Origin of the sequence: Microbacterium sp. AZCO (genome assembly GCF_039614715.1) — a bacterium.
Taxonomy (GTDB): domain Bacteria; phylum Actinomycetota; class Actinomycetes; order Actinomycetales; family Microbacteriaceae; genus Microbacterium.
Genome location: NZ_CP154857.1, coordinates 1,228,382 through 1,242,956, shown reverse-complemented (window position 1 = coordinate 1,242,956; position 14,575 = coordinate 1,228,382). Strand labels below are relative to the sequence as shown.

The 14,575-nt window shown below is 70.3% G+C and carries 10 protein-coding genes; 5 read left to right on the top strand and 5 right to left on the bottom strand.

Going from position 1 to position 14,575, the window contains the following annotated elements:
• The first annotated feature begins 14 nt into the window (after positions 1–14).
• Positions 15–1,352, top strand: a complete 1,338-nt coding sequence (glnA, locus tag AAIB33_RS05810) for a type I glutamate--ammonia ligase (RefSeq protein ID WP_345802609.1) — start codon at positions 15–17, stop codon at positions 1,350–1,352.
• A gap of 16 nt (positions 1,353–1,368) precedes the next feature.
• Positions 1,369–4,371 carry a bifunctional [glutamine synthetase] adenylyltransferase/[glutamine synthetase]-adenylyl-L-tyrosine phosphorylase gene (locus tag AAIB33_RS05805; RefSeq protein WP_345802608.1) on the top strand — a complete coding sequence of 1,001 codons (3,003 nt, stop codon included), beginning with the start codon at positions 1,369–1,371 and terminating at the stop codon, positions 4,369–4,371.
• A gap of 166 nt (positions 4,372–4,537) precedes the next feature.
• Here AAIB33_RS05805 and glnA (AAIB33_RS05800) read toward each other — a convergent pair whose 3' ends face one another.
• Complete coding sequence (glnA, locus tag AAIB33_RS05800) at positions 4,538–5,962, bottom strand: type I glutamate--ammonia ligase (protein WP_345802607.1); 1,425 nt, start codon at positions 5,960–5,962, stop codon at positions 4,538–4,540.
• Positions 5,963–6,098: 136 nt separating this feature from the next.
• Here glnA (AAIB33_RS05800) and AAIB33_RS05795 point away from each other — a divergent pair, with 136 nt between their 5' ends.
• Complete coding sequence (locus tag AAIB33_RS05795; RefSeq protein ID WP_345802606.1) at positions 6,099–6,491, top strand: RDD family protein; 393 nt, start codon at positions 6,099–6,101, stop codon at positions 6,489–6,491.
• Positions 6,492–6,523: 32 nt separating this feature from the next.
• Here the strand turns inward: AAIB33_RS05795 and AAIB33_RS05790 are convergent, their stop codons facing one another.
• Positions 6,524–7,234 (bottom strand): DUF4191 family protein, encoded by a 711-nt coding sequence (locus AAIB33_RS05790; protein ID WP_345802605.1) that lies wholly within the window; start codon positions 7,232–7,234, stop codon positions 6,524–6,526.
• A 122-nt stretch (positions 7,235–7,356) separates the two neighbouring features.
• On the opposite strand from AAIB33_RS05790, the gene AAIB33_RS05785 reads away from it, so the two are divergent.
• The gene (locus tag AAIB33_RS05785) at positions 7,357–8,703 is read left to right on the top strand and encodes a hypothetical protein (protein WP_345802604.1); all 1,347 of its coding nucleotides are present in this window, start codon (positions 7,357–7,359) and stop codon (positions 8,701–8,703) included.
• A gap of 2 nt (positions 8,704–8,705) precedes the next feature.
• On the opposite strand, the gene sucB is transcribed toward AAIB33_RS05785, so the two are convergent.
• From sucB to AAIB33_RS05770, 3 genes are all read right to left on the bottom strand, one after another.
• Positions 8,706–10,490: a 2-oxoglutarate dehydrogenase, E2 component, dihydrolipoamide succinyltransferase gene (gene sucB / locus AAIB33_RS05780; protein WP_345802603.1), complete on the bottom strand. Its 1,785-nt coding sequence runs from the start codon at positions 10,488–10,490 to the stop codon at positions 8,706–8,708.
• A gap of 64 nt (positions 10,491–10,554) precedes the next feature.
• Complete coding sequence (lpdA, locus tag AAIB33_RS05775) at positions 10,555–11,928, bottom strand: dihydrolipoyl dehydrogenase (RefSeq protein ID WP_345802602.1); 1,374 nt, start codon at positions 11,926–11,928, stop codon at positions 10,555–10,557.
• Entirely contained in the window at positions 11,925–13,403 is a 1,479-nt protein-coding gene (locus AAIB33_RS05770) for a leucyl aminopeptidase (protein ID WP_345802601.1), read from the bottom strand. Before AAIB33_RS05770 ends, lpdA begins: the two co-directional genes overlap by 4 nt.
• Positions 13,404–13,487: 84 nt before the next feature.
• Between AAIB33_RS05770 and AAIB33_RS05765 the strand changes: the two genes are divergently transcribed.
• Positions 13,488–14,408 (top strand): PAC2 family protein, encoded by a 921-nt coding sequence (locus AAIB33_RS05765; protein ID WP_345802600.1) that lies wholly within the window; start codon positions 13,488–13,490, stop codon positions 14,406–14,408.
• Positions 14,409–14,575 lie beyond the last annotated feature (167 nt).

The following is a 14,575-nucleotide window of genomic DNA, read 5'->3' as shown; positions in this document are numbered from 1 at the left end:
CGGGAGAGGATCAGATGGACAAGCAGCGTGACTTCGTTCTGCGCACGATCGAGGAGCGTGGGGTCAAGTTCGTCCGACTCTGGTTCACCGATGTCATCGGGACGCTGAAGTCGGTGGCGATCGCGCCTGCTGAGGTCGAGGGGGCCTTCAGCGAGGGCCTGGGCTTCGACGGCTCGGCGATCGAAGGACTGACGCGATCGTACGAGTCCGATCTGCTCGCGCATCCAGACCCCACGACCTTCCAGATCCTGCCGTGGCGGGGCGAGATCGATCCGACCGCCCGGATGTTCTGCGACATCACGACGCCCGACGGGCAGCCGGCCGTGGCCGACCCGCGCCACGTGTTGAAGCGCTCGCTGGCGAAGGCGGCGGACGCCGGGTTCACGTTCTACACGCACCCGGAGATCGAGTTCTACCTGCTGAAGTCGTCGTCCTTCGGGGCCGATGGCCCGGAGCCGGTCGACTCCGCCGGTTACTTCGACAACGTCCCGGGCGGGACGGCGCACGACTTCCGCCGCCGCTCCGTGCGGATGCTGGAAGATCTCGGCATCTCGGTGGAGTTCAGCCACCACGAGGGCGGACCCGGTCAGAACGAGATCGACCTGCGGTACGCCGATGCGCTGGCGACCGCCGACAACATCATGACCTTCCGAACCGTCATCAAAGAGGTCGCGATCGAGCAGGGCGTCTACGCGACGTTCATGCCCAAGCCCCTCAGCGGTCAGCCCGGCAGCGGCATGCACACGCACATGTCGCTCTTCGAGGGCGACGTGAACGCCTTCTACGAGGAGGGCGCGCAGTACCAGCTCTCCAAGGTCGGCAGGCAGTTCATCGCGGGCCTGCTGCGCCACGCGAACGAGATCTCGGCCGTCACGAACCAGTTCGTCAACTCGTACAAGCGCCTGTGGGGCGGCGACGAGGCACCGAGCTTCATCTGCTGGGGTCACAACAACCGCTCGGCGCTCGTGCGCGTGCCGCTCTACAAGCCGAGCAAGGGCCAGTCCTCGCGCGTCGAGTATCGGGCGCTCGACTCCGCCGCGAACCCGTACCTCGCCTACGCGCTCATGCTCGCAGCGGGCCTCAAGGGCATCGAGGAGGAGTACGAGCTGCCGCCCGAGGCCGAGGACAACGTGTGGTCGCTGACGGATGCCGAGCGCCGCGCCCTCGGGTACGCGCCGCTCCCCGCGAGCCTCGACCATGCGCTCGAGTACATGGAGGAGTCCGAGCTCGTCGCCGAGACCCTCGGCGAGCAGGTGTTCAACTACGTGCTCCTCAACAAGCGCACGGAGTGGCAGGAGTACCGCACGCAGGTGACGCCCTTCGAGCTGAAGAGCAACCTCGAGATGCTCTGAGGCCTCCGGCGGCACGATGACGACGGGCGAGCGGTCTTCGAGTCTCACCGAGCTCGCGCGGCTCGGCTTCAGCGACCTCACCGAGGCGGAGTCGCTGCTGACCGAGCTCGAGCAGGCGCTGGCTCTCGATCGCGACACCCTGACGGCGCACGTCGGCGATGCGGCGGATCCGGATGCCGCGCTCAGCGCGCTGGTGCGCGTGGTGCGCCGCAACCCCGCCCCCGTGACGTCCCTGCAGCAGACCGATGCACGCGGCTGGCGTGCACTGTGGGCCCTGCTCGGAGCGTCGACGGGCTTCGGCGAGTTCTACCTGCGGCATCCGGACGAACTCGTCCATCTCGAAGGCGCGGGCGACTACCTCCCGTCCGCCGAGGAGCTGCGACACGCGCTCCTCGACGCGGTCGGCGCCGTCGACGGCTTCGCGGCCGAGGGGGGCGAGAGCGCGTGGATCGCGCTGCGCGTTCGCTACCGGGCGATGCTCGCTCGCATCGCCGCCTACGACCTCCTGAGTGCAGATCCGGTCGGCGAGGTCGCGGCCGTATCGGCGATGCTGGCGGACGCCGCGGGCGCCGCGCTCGAGGCATCCCTCTGCGTCGCCCGCACGCGCATCTCGGGCGGCTCGGGTGCCGCCCTGTTCCCGCGCGAGCAGGTCGCCGGCACGCAGCTCGCGATCATCGGGATGGGCAAGACGGGCGCGCGGGAGCTCAACTACGTCAGCGACGTCGACGTCATCTTCGTCGGGGGCGCCGACGACCAGCTCATCGAGGAGGTGGGGGAGAGCCGCATCGTCGACATCGCGACGCGCCTCGCCGTGCAGACCATGCGAGGCGTGTCGGGCGCGGAGATCGAGCCGGCCCTCTGGGAGGTCGACGCCAACCTGCGCCCAGAGGGCAAGCAGGGCGCGCTCGTCCGCACGCTCGACTCGCACCTGTCGTACTACGACCGGTGGGCGAAGAGCTGGGAGTTCCAGGCGCTGCTGAAGGCGCGGCCGATCGCGGGCGATTCCGCACTGGGGGAAGCGTACGTGCGTGCGGTCCAGCCCAAGATCTGGACGAGCGCAGCGCGAGAGAACTTCGTCGACAGCGTGCAGCGCATGCGCGAGCGCGTCACGGAGCACATCCCCGCCGACGAGCTCGCGCATCAGATCAAGCTGGGCCCCGGCGGCATCCGTGACATCGAGTTCACCGTGCAGCTGCTGCAGCTCGTCCACGGCCTGAGCGATGACCGGATCCGGCAGCGCGGCACGCTCGAGGCGCTCGAGGCGCTCGTGACGGAGGGATACATCGGGCGGCCGGAGGCCGCCACGTTCGCGCGCGACTACGGGATCCTGCGCGTGCTCGAGCACCGCATGCAGCTGCGCAACCTCCGCCGCACGCATCTCATGCCCTCCAGACCCGAGGAGCTCCGGGTCCTCGCCCGTGCGACCCGGCTCGCCGACAACGGACCCGCCGTGTGGCAGGTGTGGGAGTCGGTGAAGCGCGAGGTGCGCGACATCCACGTCCGCCTGTTCTACCGTCCGCTCCTGTCCGCCGTCGCGGCTCTCCCCGCCGAGGAGCGCACGCTGTCGACGGAGCAGGCGCACGACCGTCTCGCCGCGATCGGCTTCGCCGATCCGGCCGGCGCGCTCCGGCACATCGCGGCGCTCACGAGCGGTCTGAGCCGCAAGGCGACGATCCAGCGCCACCTCATGCCCGTCATGATCCGCTGGTTCGCCGACGGCGTCGATCCGGACTACGGACTGCTCGCCTTCCGCCGCATCAGCGAGCGGCTGGGGGACAGCCCGTGGTTCCTGCGGATGCTGCGCGACTCGTCGGCGGCTGCCGAGAGCCTCACCCGCGTGCTGTCCGGCTCGCGCTACGTCGGCGAGCTCATGGAATGGATCCCCGAATCGGCCGCGTGGCTCGACGACGAGGAGCTGCTGGTTCCCCGCACGGGCCATGCGCTGCAGCAGGAGGCGCGCGCCATCCAGACCCGGCACGCCACGACCGTCGATGCCATGCGCTCGGTCAGGGCCCTCCGGCGGCGGGAGCTGCTGCGCGTGGCGATGGGGGCCATCCTCGGGGTGATCACCGTCGAGCAGCTCGCCGATGCGCTCACCACGATCACGGAGGTGACGATCCAGGCGACGCTGCGGGCCGTCCGCCGGGAGATCGTGCCCCCGGAGGATTCCGCACTCGACTTCTCCGTCATCGCGATGGGCCGCTTCGGCGGGCGGGAGCTCGGTTTCGGCTCGGACGCCGACGTCATGTACGTCTACCGGCCCAACGGGGTCGATCCGCAGCGCGCGCACGAGCTCTCACTTCAGCTCGTCGCGGCCCTGCGCACCCACTCCGAGGACCACCGCGTGCCCCTCGACCTCGACGCCGACCTGCGACCGGAGGGGCGCAACGGCCCGCTCGCCCGGTCGCTCGACGCCTACGTCGCCTACTACCGGCGCTGGTCGCTGTCGTGGGAGGCGCAGGCGCTCCTGCGCGCGCGCGGCGTCGCGGGCAGCGTCAAGCTCATCAGCGAGTTCATGAAGCTCGCCGACGAAGTGCGGTATCCGGAAAGCGCCGATCCTCAAGGCATCCGCGAGATCAAGCGCATCAAGGCGCGCGTCGAGAACGAGCGCCTGCCGCAGGGCGCCGACCCCGCACGCCACCTCAAGCTCGGCCCCGGTTCGCTGAGCGACGTCGAGTGGCTCGTGCAGCTGCTGCAGCTGCAGCACGCGCACGACGTGCCCGCTCTGCGCACGACGTCCACGATGAGGGCCCTGCGCGCGGCGGTCGACGCCGGATTGATTCCGGATGCCTCGGCCGACCGCCTCGCCGAAGCGTGGCGCCTCGCCAGCCGGCTGCGCTCCGCCAACACCCTCCTGTCGGGCCAGACGAGCGACGTGCTCCCCGTCGACCGCAAGCGCCTCGATGGCATCGGGCGGCTGCTCGAGTACCCGCCGCGCTCCGCGACCCAGGTCGAAGAGGACTACCTCGGCGCGACCCGCCGGGCCCGTCGGGTCTTCGAGAAGCTCTTCTACGGCTGATCCGGGGAGAAGCTGCTCTGCGGCTGAGCCGGGGACACCCCCGCCGCGGCGTCCAGGAAACGCCGGCTCTCAGCATCCCGAACCTGCGAGAACCGGATCGAACGACACGGAGACGGAACGCAGAAGGGCCCCGGTCTCCCGGGGCCCTTCTGTGCTGACACAGGGGTCAGACGCCGTAGTACAGCTCGTACTCGAACGGGTGCGGACGCTGCGCGAGCGGCTTGATCTCGTTCTCGATCTTGTACTCGATCCAGGTGTCGATGAGCTCCTGCGTGAAGACGCCGCCCTCGAGGAGGAACGCGTGGTCGGCCGCGAGGGCGTCCAGCGAGTCCTGCAGCGAGTTCGGCACCTGCGGGATGCCCTTGGCCTCCTCGGGGGGAAGCTCGTAGAGGTCCTTGTCGACCGGCTCGTGGGGCTCGATGCGGTTCTTGATGCCGTCGAGACCCGCCATGAGCTGCGCCGCGAAGGCGAGGTAGGGGTTGCCCGAGGCATCCGGCGCACGGAACTCGATGCGCTTGGCCTTGGGGTTGGTGCCCGTGATCGGGATGCGGATCGCCGCCGAGCGGTTGCCCGCCGAGTAGACGAGGTTGACGGGAGCCTCGAAGCCCTTCACCAGGCGGTGGTAGCTGTTGAGCGTCGGGTTCGTGAAGGCGAGGACGGCGGGGGCGTGGGCCAGGATGCCGCCGATGTACCAGCGGGCGATGTCGGACAGGCCGCCGTAGCCCTTCTCGTCGTAGAACAGGGGCTGGTTGCCGTTCCACAGCGACTGGTGCGTGTGCATGCCCGAGCCGTTGTCGCCGAACAGCGGCTTCGGCATGAACGTGGCGGTCTTGCCCCACTGCTCGGCCGTGTTCTTGACGATGTACTTGAACTTCAGGATGTCGTCCGCCGCGTGCACCATCGTGTCGAAGCGGTAGTTGATCTCGGCCTGGCCGCCCGTGCCCACCTCGTGGTGTGCGCGCTCGAGGATGAGGCCGGCCTCGATGAGCTTGAGGCTGATGTCGTCGCGCAGGTCGGCCTGCTTGTCGACGGGGGAGACGGGGAAGTAGCCGCCCTTGAAGGGCGTCTTGTTGGCGAGGTTGCCGCCCTCTTCGACGCGGCCCGTGTTCCAGGCGCCCTCTTCGGAGTCCACCGAGTAGAAGCTGGAGTTCTGCTTCACCTCGTAGCGGACGTCGTCGAAGATGTAGAACTCGGCCTCGGGAGCGAAGAACGCGGTGTCGGCGATGCCGGTCGACGCGAGGTACTTCTCGGCCTTCTTGGCGACCTGACGGGGGTCCTTCGAGTAGATCTCGCCGTTGCGAGGGTTGTAGATGTCGAAGACCATGATGAGCGTCTTGGCCTCGCGGAACGGGTCGAGGTACGCCGTCGACACGTCGGGGATCAGCTGCATGTCCGATTCGTGGATGTTCGCGAAGCCTCGGATCGAGGAGCCGTCGAACAGCTGGCCGACCGTGAAGAATTCTTCGTCAACGGTGGAGGCCGGGATGTTGAAGTGCTGCTGCACGCCAGGAAGGTCCGTGAAACGGATGTCGAGGAACTTGACGTCCTCGTCCTTGATGAACTTCAGCACCTCGGAGGAATCATTGAACATGGAGGCTCCAGGGGTAGGGCATCGGGAAGTGCCGCCCGCCGGCGCGCGGGCTTATCAGAACCGTACCGAGGGGGGATTGCCCGGCAGTGACACCATTGTTTCCGGCATGTTACGCGCGGCTGGATACCCTGGAATCGTGACCCAGACAGGCGAGACCTACCCCGGTGAGCGACTCGGACTGCCCCGAGAGGGCAGCGGATCGGTCGCGCGGCTCGGACGTCGTGTGGGCGCCATCTTCATCGACTACGGAGCGGCGTACCTGATCTCGGGATTCTGGGGCTGGGACGCGATCTCGATCCTTGTCATCTTCGCCATCATCCAGCTCGTGTTCCTGCCGACTCTGCAGGGCAGCCCGGGTCACCGCATCTTCGGGCTCCGCCTGGTACGGCTCGACGGAGCATGGGTGGGCCTCTGGCGTCCGATCGTCCGCACCGTCCTGCTCGTGCTCGTCATCCCGGCCGTCATCTGGGACGCGGACCAGCGCGGGCTGCACGACAAAGCGGCCGGCACCGTCCTGCTGCGCGCATAGACGGACCGACCGCCGGGTCGAGGTTCCGAGTCCTAGCGAGGGCGCGGCGCGCGCACCCTCGACGGGTCGATGCCCTTCGGGATCGGCAGCGAGGCGAGCGACTGCGACACGGATTCGAGGCGCTTGATCACGGCCGCCTGCGTCGAGGGGTCGATCTTCTTCGGCAGCGCCTTGATCGTCGGCGCGAGCTTGGCGATCGTGACCTCGTCGTCGCCGTGTCCGACGTAGAGGACCGTCACGGGAACACCCGAGGCGACGCGCTGCACCTTCGAGCGCTCCTCGTTGACGAGTCGCGTGAGTCGTCCGCGAGCTCCCTCGCCGACGATGACGACGCCGCCGCGACCGACCACGCGGTACACGGCCTCCTGGGTCTTCGGGTTGATGCCGACCGGCATGTCGCTCGCCGTCCAGTTGCGCCCGAGCGAGGTCGACAGCACGTGGCCGGACGCACCCGGCATCCCGTCGATCTGCTTGTACATGGCATTCGTCGAGAGGCGGGTCATCGTCATGAGGGAGACGAGGATGCCGAGCATCACACCGGTGACGCCCCAGAGGAGGATGCTCCACCACGCGACCGGCGGGATGAGGAAGCCGACGGCCACGCCGACGCCGATCGAGAGCACGAAGATGCCCGCGAGGAGCCACGGAAGCCACCGGAAGGACTTCTGGGTGAACGTGTAGAGGGTGCTCAGCTGCCGGAAGAAGCCTTGACGCTTCTCGGGCGCGGTCGTACGGCCGGACATGACTCCAGCCTACCTTTCGCGTGCCTCCGCATCCGCTCCTCCCCAAGCACCGTGCGCGGCCGACAGTCCCCAGATCACGAAGGCCGGCGCGGCAGGCGAAGTGGGCTGCCGAGACTGGGAACGTGCCTTCCCCAGACCCCCTGCTCGACGCGTATCGCATCATGCGCCGCCTCGACGGGCCTCCCGACGCCCCGTACGCGGGGCTGCTCGCCCACGACGCCGCGATGGGCGCGAGCGTGCTCGTCGAGGCGGACGCCCTGGGCGAGGACTGGCTCGGATGGCGGGCCTCTCCGAACGGACATCTGCTCGGTCCGCTCGACATCGTCCGCACCGGCGACGGTCACGTCGTCGCTCTCCCAGTCTGCACGGAGCGTCTCGACGACTTCCTCGCCCGGCGCGTCGACGCGCCGCTGAGCGATGGGGAGCGGCTCACCCTCGCGGTCAGCCTGCTGCGCGGCTCTGCCGAAGCGGCGGCCCTTCAGGACGAGGGATGCCTCGGCACCTGGTGGCTCGCGGAGGGAGGGCTACCCGTCTTCGCCTCGATCGCCGGCGGCGACGAGATCTCCTCGGCGACGGATACGCTGCTCGACCATCTCGCGCGCGGCGCCGGCCATCCCCTCGCGGCGGCGCTCGGCGAAGCCCGCGAGGTCGCGGCGGAGCCTCGCCGCCTCGCGCGCAGTCTCGCGCGGCTCGAGGATCTGCTGTTCTCGACGGCATCGCCGGAGGCGCTCGCGATCACGGTCTTCGCCCCGCGCCGCGTGCGTCACGAGGGGTCCCTCGGCGAGCGATCCGCCCCGGCGGATGCTGCGGACGCCGAGCCTCGCCGGCGCACGCTCCTGAGCCAGCTCGCCGGCCACGTCGACGCCGATCTCGCGGACGCGCTCTCCCAGGCGACGACGGCGGTATGGCGGCGCTTCCGCCGAGACGGCGCCGAGCCGGCGGGGAGACGGCGTCCGCTCCTCGTCGCCGGTATCGCGGCCGCCGTCGTCGTGTTGGGCGGGCTGCTGTGGCCGACAGGCGCGGCAGGGCCGGCGACCGCGCAATCCGGCTCCAAGGCGACTGCCCCGTCGTCCTCCACCCCCGACCCCGTGGTCTCGACGACGGCCGAGGACGCGCAGACCCCGCCGGCGGCGCCGGACGAGGAGGCAGGACAGACCCCGGCGGCGGCGGATGAAGCATCCCTCGAATCCGTCGTCGACGCCCTCCTCACGGCCCGCACAGCCTGCGGAGAGGATCCGGGATGCCTCGCCCCGCTGCTCGAGAACCCCTCGAGCGCGTTGCCGCCGGGCGCCATCGATCTGCCGTCGAGCGGTCGGAGCGTCACCCTGCTCGACGAGTTCGGCGGTGCCGCCGTCCTGCGCGTCGCGCCGGACGGCGCAGCCGGGACTGCTCAGCTCGTCGTGATCGTCCGCCGAGACGAGAAATGGGTACTCCGCGACGTGCACGACGTCACGGAGCACCCACAGTGAACTCAGATGCCGAGCTGACCCTGGAAGTCGGCCGCCTCGAGGCGCGACTTGACCGCGCCGAGGAAGCGGGCGGCATCGGCGCCGTCGATGATGCGGTGGTCGTACGAGAGTGCCAGGTACACGTACGAACGCACCGAGATCGCGTCCTTGCCGTCGACCGTCACGACACCGGGCTTCTTCACGACCGCACCGAGGCCGAGGATCGCCGACTGCGGCAGGAACACGATCGGCGTGTCGAACAGCGCGCCACGCGAACCGGTGTTGGTGAGCGTGAACGTGCCGCCGGCGAGCTCGTCGGGCTTCAGCTTGTTGTCGCGGGTGCGCGCGGCGAGATCGGCGATCTCGCGGGCGAACTGAGCGAGGCTCTTGCCCGCGGCGTCCTTCACCACGGGGGTGAGGAGGCCACGCTCGGTGTCGACGGCGATCGAGATGTTCTCCGTACCGGGGTAGACGATGTCGTTGCCGTCCACCGTCGCGTTGATGATCGGGTACGCCTGCAGCGCCTCGACCGCAGCGACGGCGAAGAACGGCAGGAACGACAGCTTGTCGCCGGTCTTGGCCTGGAAGTCGGCCTTCACGGCGTCGCGGTACGCGGAGAGCTTGGTCACGTCGACCTCGACCACCGTCGTGAGCTGCGCGGTCGCCTGCATCGACGCCACGGCGCGCTCGGCGATGACCTTGCGCAGGCGCGACATCGGCTGGGTCGTGCCGCGGAGCGGCGAGACCTCGAGCTTCGGCGCGACGGGGGCAGCGGGGGCCGGGGCGGCTGCGGCGGGAGCCGACGCGGCCTCGGCGGCCTTCAGCACGTCCTCCTTGCGGATGCGGCCGCCCACGCCGGTGCCGGTGACGGTCGCAAGGTCGACGCCCTGCTGCTGCGCGAGACGACGGACGAGGGGCGTGACATAGGTCGGCCCATCGGCCTCTTCGCCTGCGGGAGCGGCCGCGGCCGCGGGCGCCGCCGGTGCGGCGGGAGCCGCCGCGGGAGCGGCCGGGGGTGCGGGAGCCGGTGCGGGGGCAGCGGGGGCTGCCTGTGCCGGAGCCGGAGCGGGCTCCGGCGTCGCGGGAGAGGATTCGGCCGGAGCGGGAGCCTCCTCCTGAGCGGGGGCGGCCTGGGCGGGGGCGGGTGCCTCCGTGGCGGCGGCAGCCGGGGCGCCGTCGCCGATGCGGGCGAGCGCGGAGCCGACGGCCACCGTCTCGTCCTCCTTCACGAGGATCTCCTGCACGATGCCGCTGAACGGCGACGGGATCTCGGTGTCGACCTTGTCGGTGGAGATCTCGAGCAGCGGCTCGTCGGTCTCGACCTGGTCGCCCACCTGCTTGAGCCAGCGGGTGACCGTGCCCTCGGTGACGCTCTCGCCGAGCTCGGGGAGCACGACCTCGTTGCCGCCGCCGGCGGGGGCGGCGGGAGCCTCGGCCGCGGGGGCCGGGGCCTCGGCGGCGGCCGCAGGAGCCTCGGCCGGAGCGGGCTGCTCGGGCGCGGCCTCGGCCGGAGCAGCCTCGGCGGCGGGCGCCTCGGCCGCGGGGGCCGGCGTCTCAGCGGGGGCGGAGGAGCCGTCGCCGATCTTCGCGAGCACGGCGCCGACCTCGACGGTCTCGTCCTCCTGGACGAGGATCTCCTCGATGACGCCACTGACGGGCGACGGGATCTCGGTGTCGACCTTGTCCGTGGAGATCTCGAGCAGTCCCTCGTCGGCCTGGATCGTGTCACCGACCTTCTTGAGCCAGCGGGTGACCGTTCCCTCGGTGACGCTCTCGCCGAGCGCGGGGAGGACCACGGATGTGCTCATAGGACTGTCTCCTTCAGATGCAGATGTCTTGTCTAGCTTAGTGACGCCGCTCAGGCGTCGGGGTTCACAGGGCGTGCAGGGGCTTGCCCGCGAGGGCGAGGAACGCCTCGCCGAGGGCTTCGCTCTGAGTCGGGTGCGCGTGGACGAACGGCGCGATGTCTTCGGGGTGCGCTTCCCACCCGACGGCCAGCTGGCCCTCGGTGATGAGCTCGCCGACGCGGTCGCCGATGAGGTGCACGCCGACGACGGGGCCGTCCTTGCGTCGCACGACCTTGACGATCCCGGCGGTGCCGAGGATCTCGCTGCGCCCGTTGCCGGCGAGGTTGTACTCGTAGGCGACGACGGCGTCGGCACCCAGCTCCTCGACTGCCTTCGCCTCGCTGATGCCGACCGACGCGACCTCGGGGTGCGAGTACGTCACGCGCGGCACGTGTGCGTCGGGGACCGTGACCGGCGAGAGCCCCGCGATCTCCTCCGCGACGAAGATGCCCTGCGCGAACCCGCGGTGCGCCAGTTGGAGCCCAGGAACGATGTCGCCCACCGCCCAGACGCGCTCGGCCGACGTGCGCAGGCGCTCGTCCACCACGACGAACCCGCGGTCGAGCGTCACGCCCGCGTCTTCATAGCCGAGTCCGGCCGTCAGCGGCGCGCGGCCGACGGCGACGAGCAGGTAGTCCGCCTCGAAGGTCTTGCCGTCCTCGAGGGTGACGGTGACGGCATCCGCCGTCTGCGTCGCGCTCGCGAAGCGCACCCCGAGGGAGTACGCGATGCCGCGCTTGCGGAACGCACGCTCGAGCCCCTTGCTCAGGGCGACGTCTTCGACGGGCACGAGGTGATCGAGCGCCTCGACGATCGTGACCTCGACGCCGAACGACCGCCACACGCTCGCGAACTCGACCCCGATGACTCCGCCGCCCAGGACGACGACGCGACGCGGGATCTCGGCGAGCTCGAGCGCCTGCTCGCTCGTGAGGATACGGCCGCCGATCTCCAGCCCCGGCAGCGTTCGGCTGTACGAGCCCGTCGCGAGGATGACGTCCGCGCCGATGTAACGATCGTCGCCGACGCGCACGGCACGGCCCGGCTCGAGCCGGCCCTCGCCCGTGACAACCGTGATCCGCCGCGCCTTCATGAGGCCCTCGAGCCCCTTGTACTTCTTCGCGACGATGCCCTCGCGGTAGGCGCGCACTCCCTCGAGATCGATTGCCTCGAACGTCGCGCGCACGCCGAAGGACGCCGACTCGCGCACGTTGTCGGCGATCTCGGCCGCGTGCAGCAGGGCTTTCGTCGGGATGCAGCCGCGGTGCAGGCACGTGCCCCCGACCTTGTCCTTCTCGATGAGGGCCACGGACTTGCCAAGCTCCGCGGCGCGGATGGCGGCGGCATAGCCGCCGCTCCCGCCGCCGAGCACGACGACGTCGAACGGGTGATCGGTCATCGCGTGGCCTCGCCCTCGATGAAGCGGATGAGCGAGCGCACCGTCGCGGCGGTCGGCCCCTTGTCGGTGAAGCCGAAGCCGCCGCCCTTGTTCATGCCGACGCCGGCGATGTCGAGGTGGACCCAGGGGATGCGCGGAGCATCCGCCTCTTCGGAGGCGCGGCCGACGAAGCGACGCAGGAACAGCCCGGCGAAGAGCGAGCCGCCTGCGGGGTCGCCGACCTTCGCGTTGACGAGATCGGCGATGGGGGAGTCGAGCTCGTCGTTCATGTGCTCGGGCAGCGGCAGCTGCCACGCGAGCTCGTCGACGTCGGCGGCGGCAGCGAGGTACCGCGCGACGACGGCATCCTCACCCATGACGCCCACGTGGCGGGTTCCGAGCGCGACGGTGATCGCGCCGGTGAGCGTGGCGACGTCGACGATGACATCGGGATGCTCGCGGCTGGCCGCGACCAGACCGTCGGCGAGCACGAGCCGGCCCTCGGCATCCGTGTTGAGCACCTCGACGGTCGAGCCGTCGAGCAGGCGCAGGACGTCGCCCGGGCGCGTAGCGCGCCCCGACGGCATGTTGTCGGCGATGCAGAGCCAGGCGCTCACGCGAACGGGAAGGCCGATGGTCGCGACGGCGCGCAGCACGGCGAGAGAGGTCGCGGCGCCGCACATGTCGTACTTCATGCCGACCATCGAGGCGGCCGGCTTGAGCGACAGGCCCCCCGTGTCGAACGTGATGCCCTTGCCCACGAGGGCGATGTGGCGCGATGCGCCGTCGGGCGCGTACTCCAGGTGGACGAGACGCGGCGGACGGTCGGAGCCCTGCCCGACACCCAGGATGCCGCCGTATCCGCCGGCCGTCAGGGCCTGCTCGTCGAGCACCTCGACGGTGACGGGGAGTCCCGCGACGGCGTTGGTCGCGCGCTCGGCGAAGTCGGCGGGCCCGAGCCACTCGGCGGGGATCGAGACGAGGTCTCTCACGAGGGCGGCCGCCTCGGCGGCGGCGGTGACAGCGGCAAGCGCGTCGGGGTCGGCATCCATCGTCCCGTGGATCCGGACGGTCGCCGCGCGGGGCTTGGGCGCCTCCGACTTGTAGCCGTCGAAGCGGTAGCCGCCCAGTGCGGCGCCCTCGGCGGCGGCGCGCCAGAGCGCGGCTTCGGCGAAGGGCAGCGCGACTGAGACCGTCGACTGGCCCGTCCAGGTGCGGATTCCCGCACCGACGGCATCCCGGATCGCACCGGCATCGGGATCGGATCCCGTGCCGACGACGGCGAGGGGGAGCGACGTGCTCTCCGGCGCGTAGACGCGCTGGAACGAGCCGGGTGCGCCCGTGAAGCCGGTCGCCAGCAGCGCGTCGCGGAGGCCCGGCCAGTCGTCGAGGGCGGGGGAGTCCTCTTTGTCGATCGGGGGGAGAGCCAGAAGGATCGCTTCTGCGTCAGTCTCTCGAGGGGGAGCGGTGGTGTACTCGAGGTCGGGGAACGACATGCCCACCATCCTAGGGAGGGACTGTTCGCTGTCAGCGGGACCGGCGCGACCCGTGTGGGAGGGCCCGACTCGTAGCATGGAGCCATGCCCCAGTCCGCGCCCCTGTTCGAGCGTGCCGTGTCGGCGCCCCCCGTGCCGACCGGACTCCCGCTCGTCATCGCGCTGACGGGATTCACGGATGCCGGGAACGCCGTCAGCGGACTCGTCGACTACGTCCGCGACGAGCTCGACCCGACTCCCGTCGCCGTCTTCACCAACGACGTCCTGCTCGACTACCGCGCTCGCCGGCCGATCGTGTCGTTCGAACAGGATCACCTGACGGACTACCGTCCCCCGCGCCTCGAGCTCTCGCTCGCCCATGATGCACTGGGCAAGCCGTTCCTCGTGCTCGCGGGCTACGAGCCCGACTTCGCCTGGGACGGCTTCGCCGCCGCCGTCGTCGACTTCGCGCGCACCCTCGCCGTCTCGACGATCACGTGGGTGCACGCGATCCCCATGCCCGTCCCGCACACGCGGCCGATCGGCACGACCGTCAGCGGCACGCGCAAGGACCTGACCGCTGCCCACTCCGTGTGGCAGCCGCACACCCAGGTGCCCGCGACGGCCGGCCACCTGCTGGAGTACCGCCTCACGGAAGAGGGCTTCAAGATCGCCGGATTCGTGCTCCTCGTGCCGCACTACCTCGGCGACACCGAGTACCCCGCCGCGACGCTCGCCGCGCTCGACAGCATCACGGCGGCCACCGGTCTCGTCTTCACGGGCGACGACCTGCGCGAGCAGAACCGCGAGTACCTCACGAAGGTCGAGGAGCAGGTCGCCGGCAGCGAAGAGCTGTCGCGCATGCTGCAGGGCCTCGAGGAGCGCTACGACTCCTATATGGCGGGGTCGACGTCGGCCACCCCGATCATCCACGCGGGCGATCTGCCGAGCGCAGACGAGCTCGCCGCGGAGCTCGAGCGCTTCCTTGCGACACGCCCGTCGGGCGACGACGACAAGCGTCCCTGACAGGGGAATGCGACGCCGGTTCGGCGCGTTGTGATAAAGGTGTCTCCCGCCGCCGTTGAGTGCGCGGCGAGTGTGAGACAATAGATGACCTGACCCGTTGTCAACGCGGTCCTCGAGGTTTCTCGACGGGCTGTGGACTTGACAAGGGTCTTACTAGTGTCCGAAAC

Bases quoted from the DNA above. Each gene is read 5' to 3' on its own strand.
- glnA (WP_345802609.1), top strand. From the start codon at position 15: ATGGACAAGCAGCGTGACTTCGTTCTGCGCACGATCGAGGAGCGTGGG.
- AAIB33_RS05805 (WP_345802608.1), top strand. From the start codon at position 1,369: ATGACGACGGGCGAGCGGTCTTCGAGTCTCACCGAGCTCGCGCGGCTC.
- glnA (WP_345802607.1), bottom strand. From the start codon at position 5,962: ATGTTCAATGATTCCTCCGAGGTGCTGAAGTTCATCAAGGACGAGGAC.
- AAIB33_RS05790 (WP_345802605.1), bottom strand. From the start codon at position 7,234: ATGTCCGGCCGTACGACCGCGCCCGAGAAGCGTCAAGGCTTCTTCCGG.
- sucB (WP_345802603.1), bottom strand. From the start codon at position 10,490: ATGAGCACATCCGTGGTCCTCCCCGCGCTCGGCGAGAGCGTCACCGAG.
- lpdA (WP_345802602.1), bottom strand. From the start codon at position 11,928: ATGACCGATCACCCGTTCGACGTCGTCGTGCTCGGCGGCGGGAGCGGC.
- AAIB33_RS05770 (WP_345802601.1), bottom strand. From the start codon at position 13,403: ATGTCGTTCCCCGACCTCGAGTACACCACCGCTCCCCCTCGAGAGACT.
- AAIB33_RS05765 (WP_345802600.1), top strand. From the start codon at position 13,488: ATGCCCCAGTCCGCGCCCCTGTTCGAGCGTGCCGTGTCGGCGCCCCCC.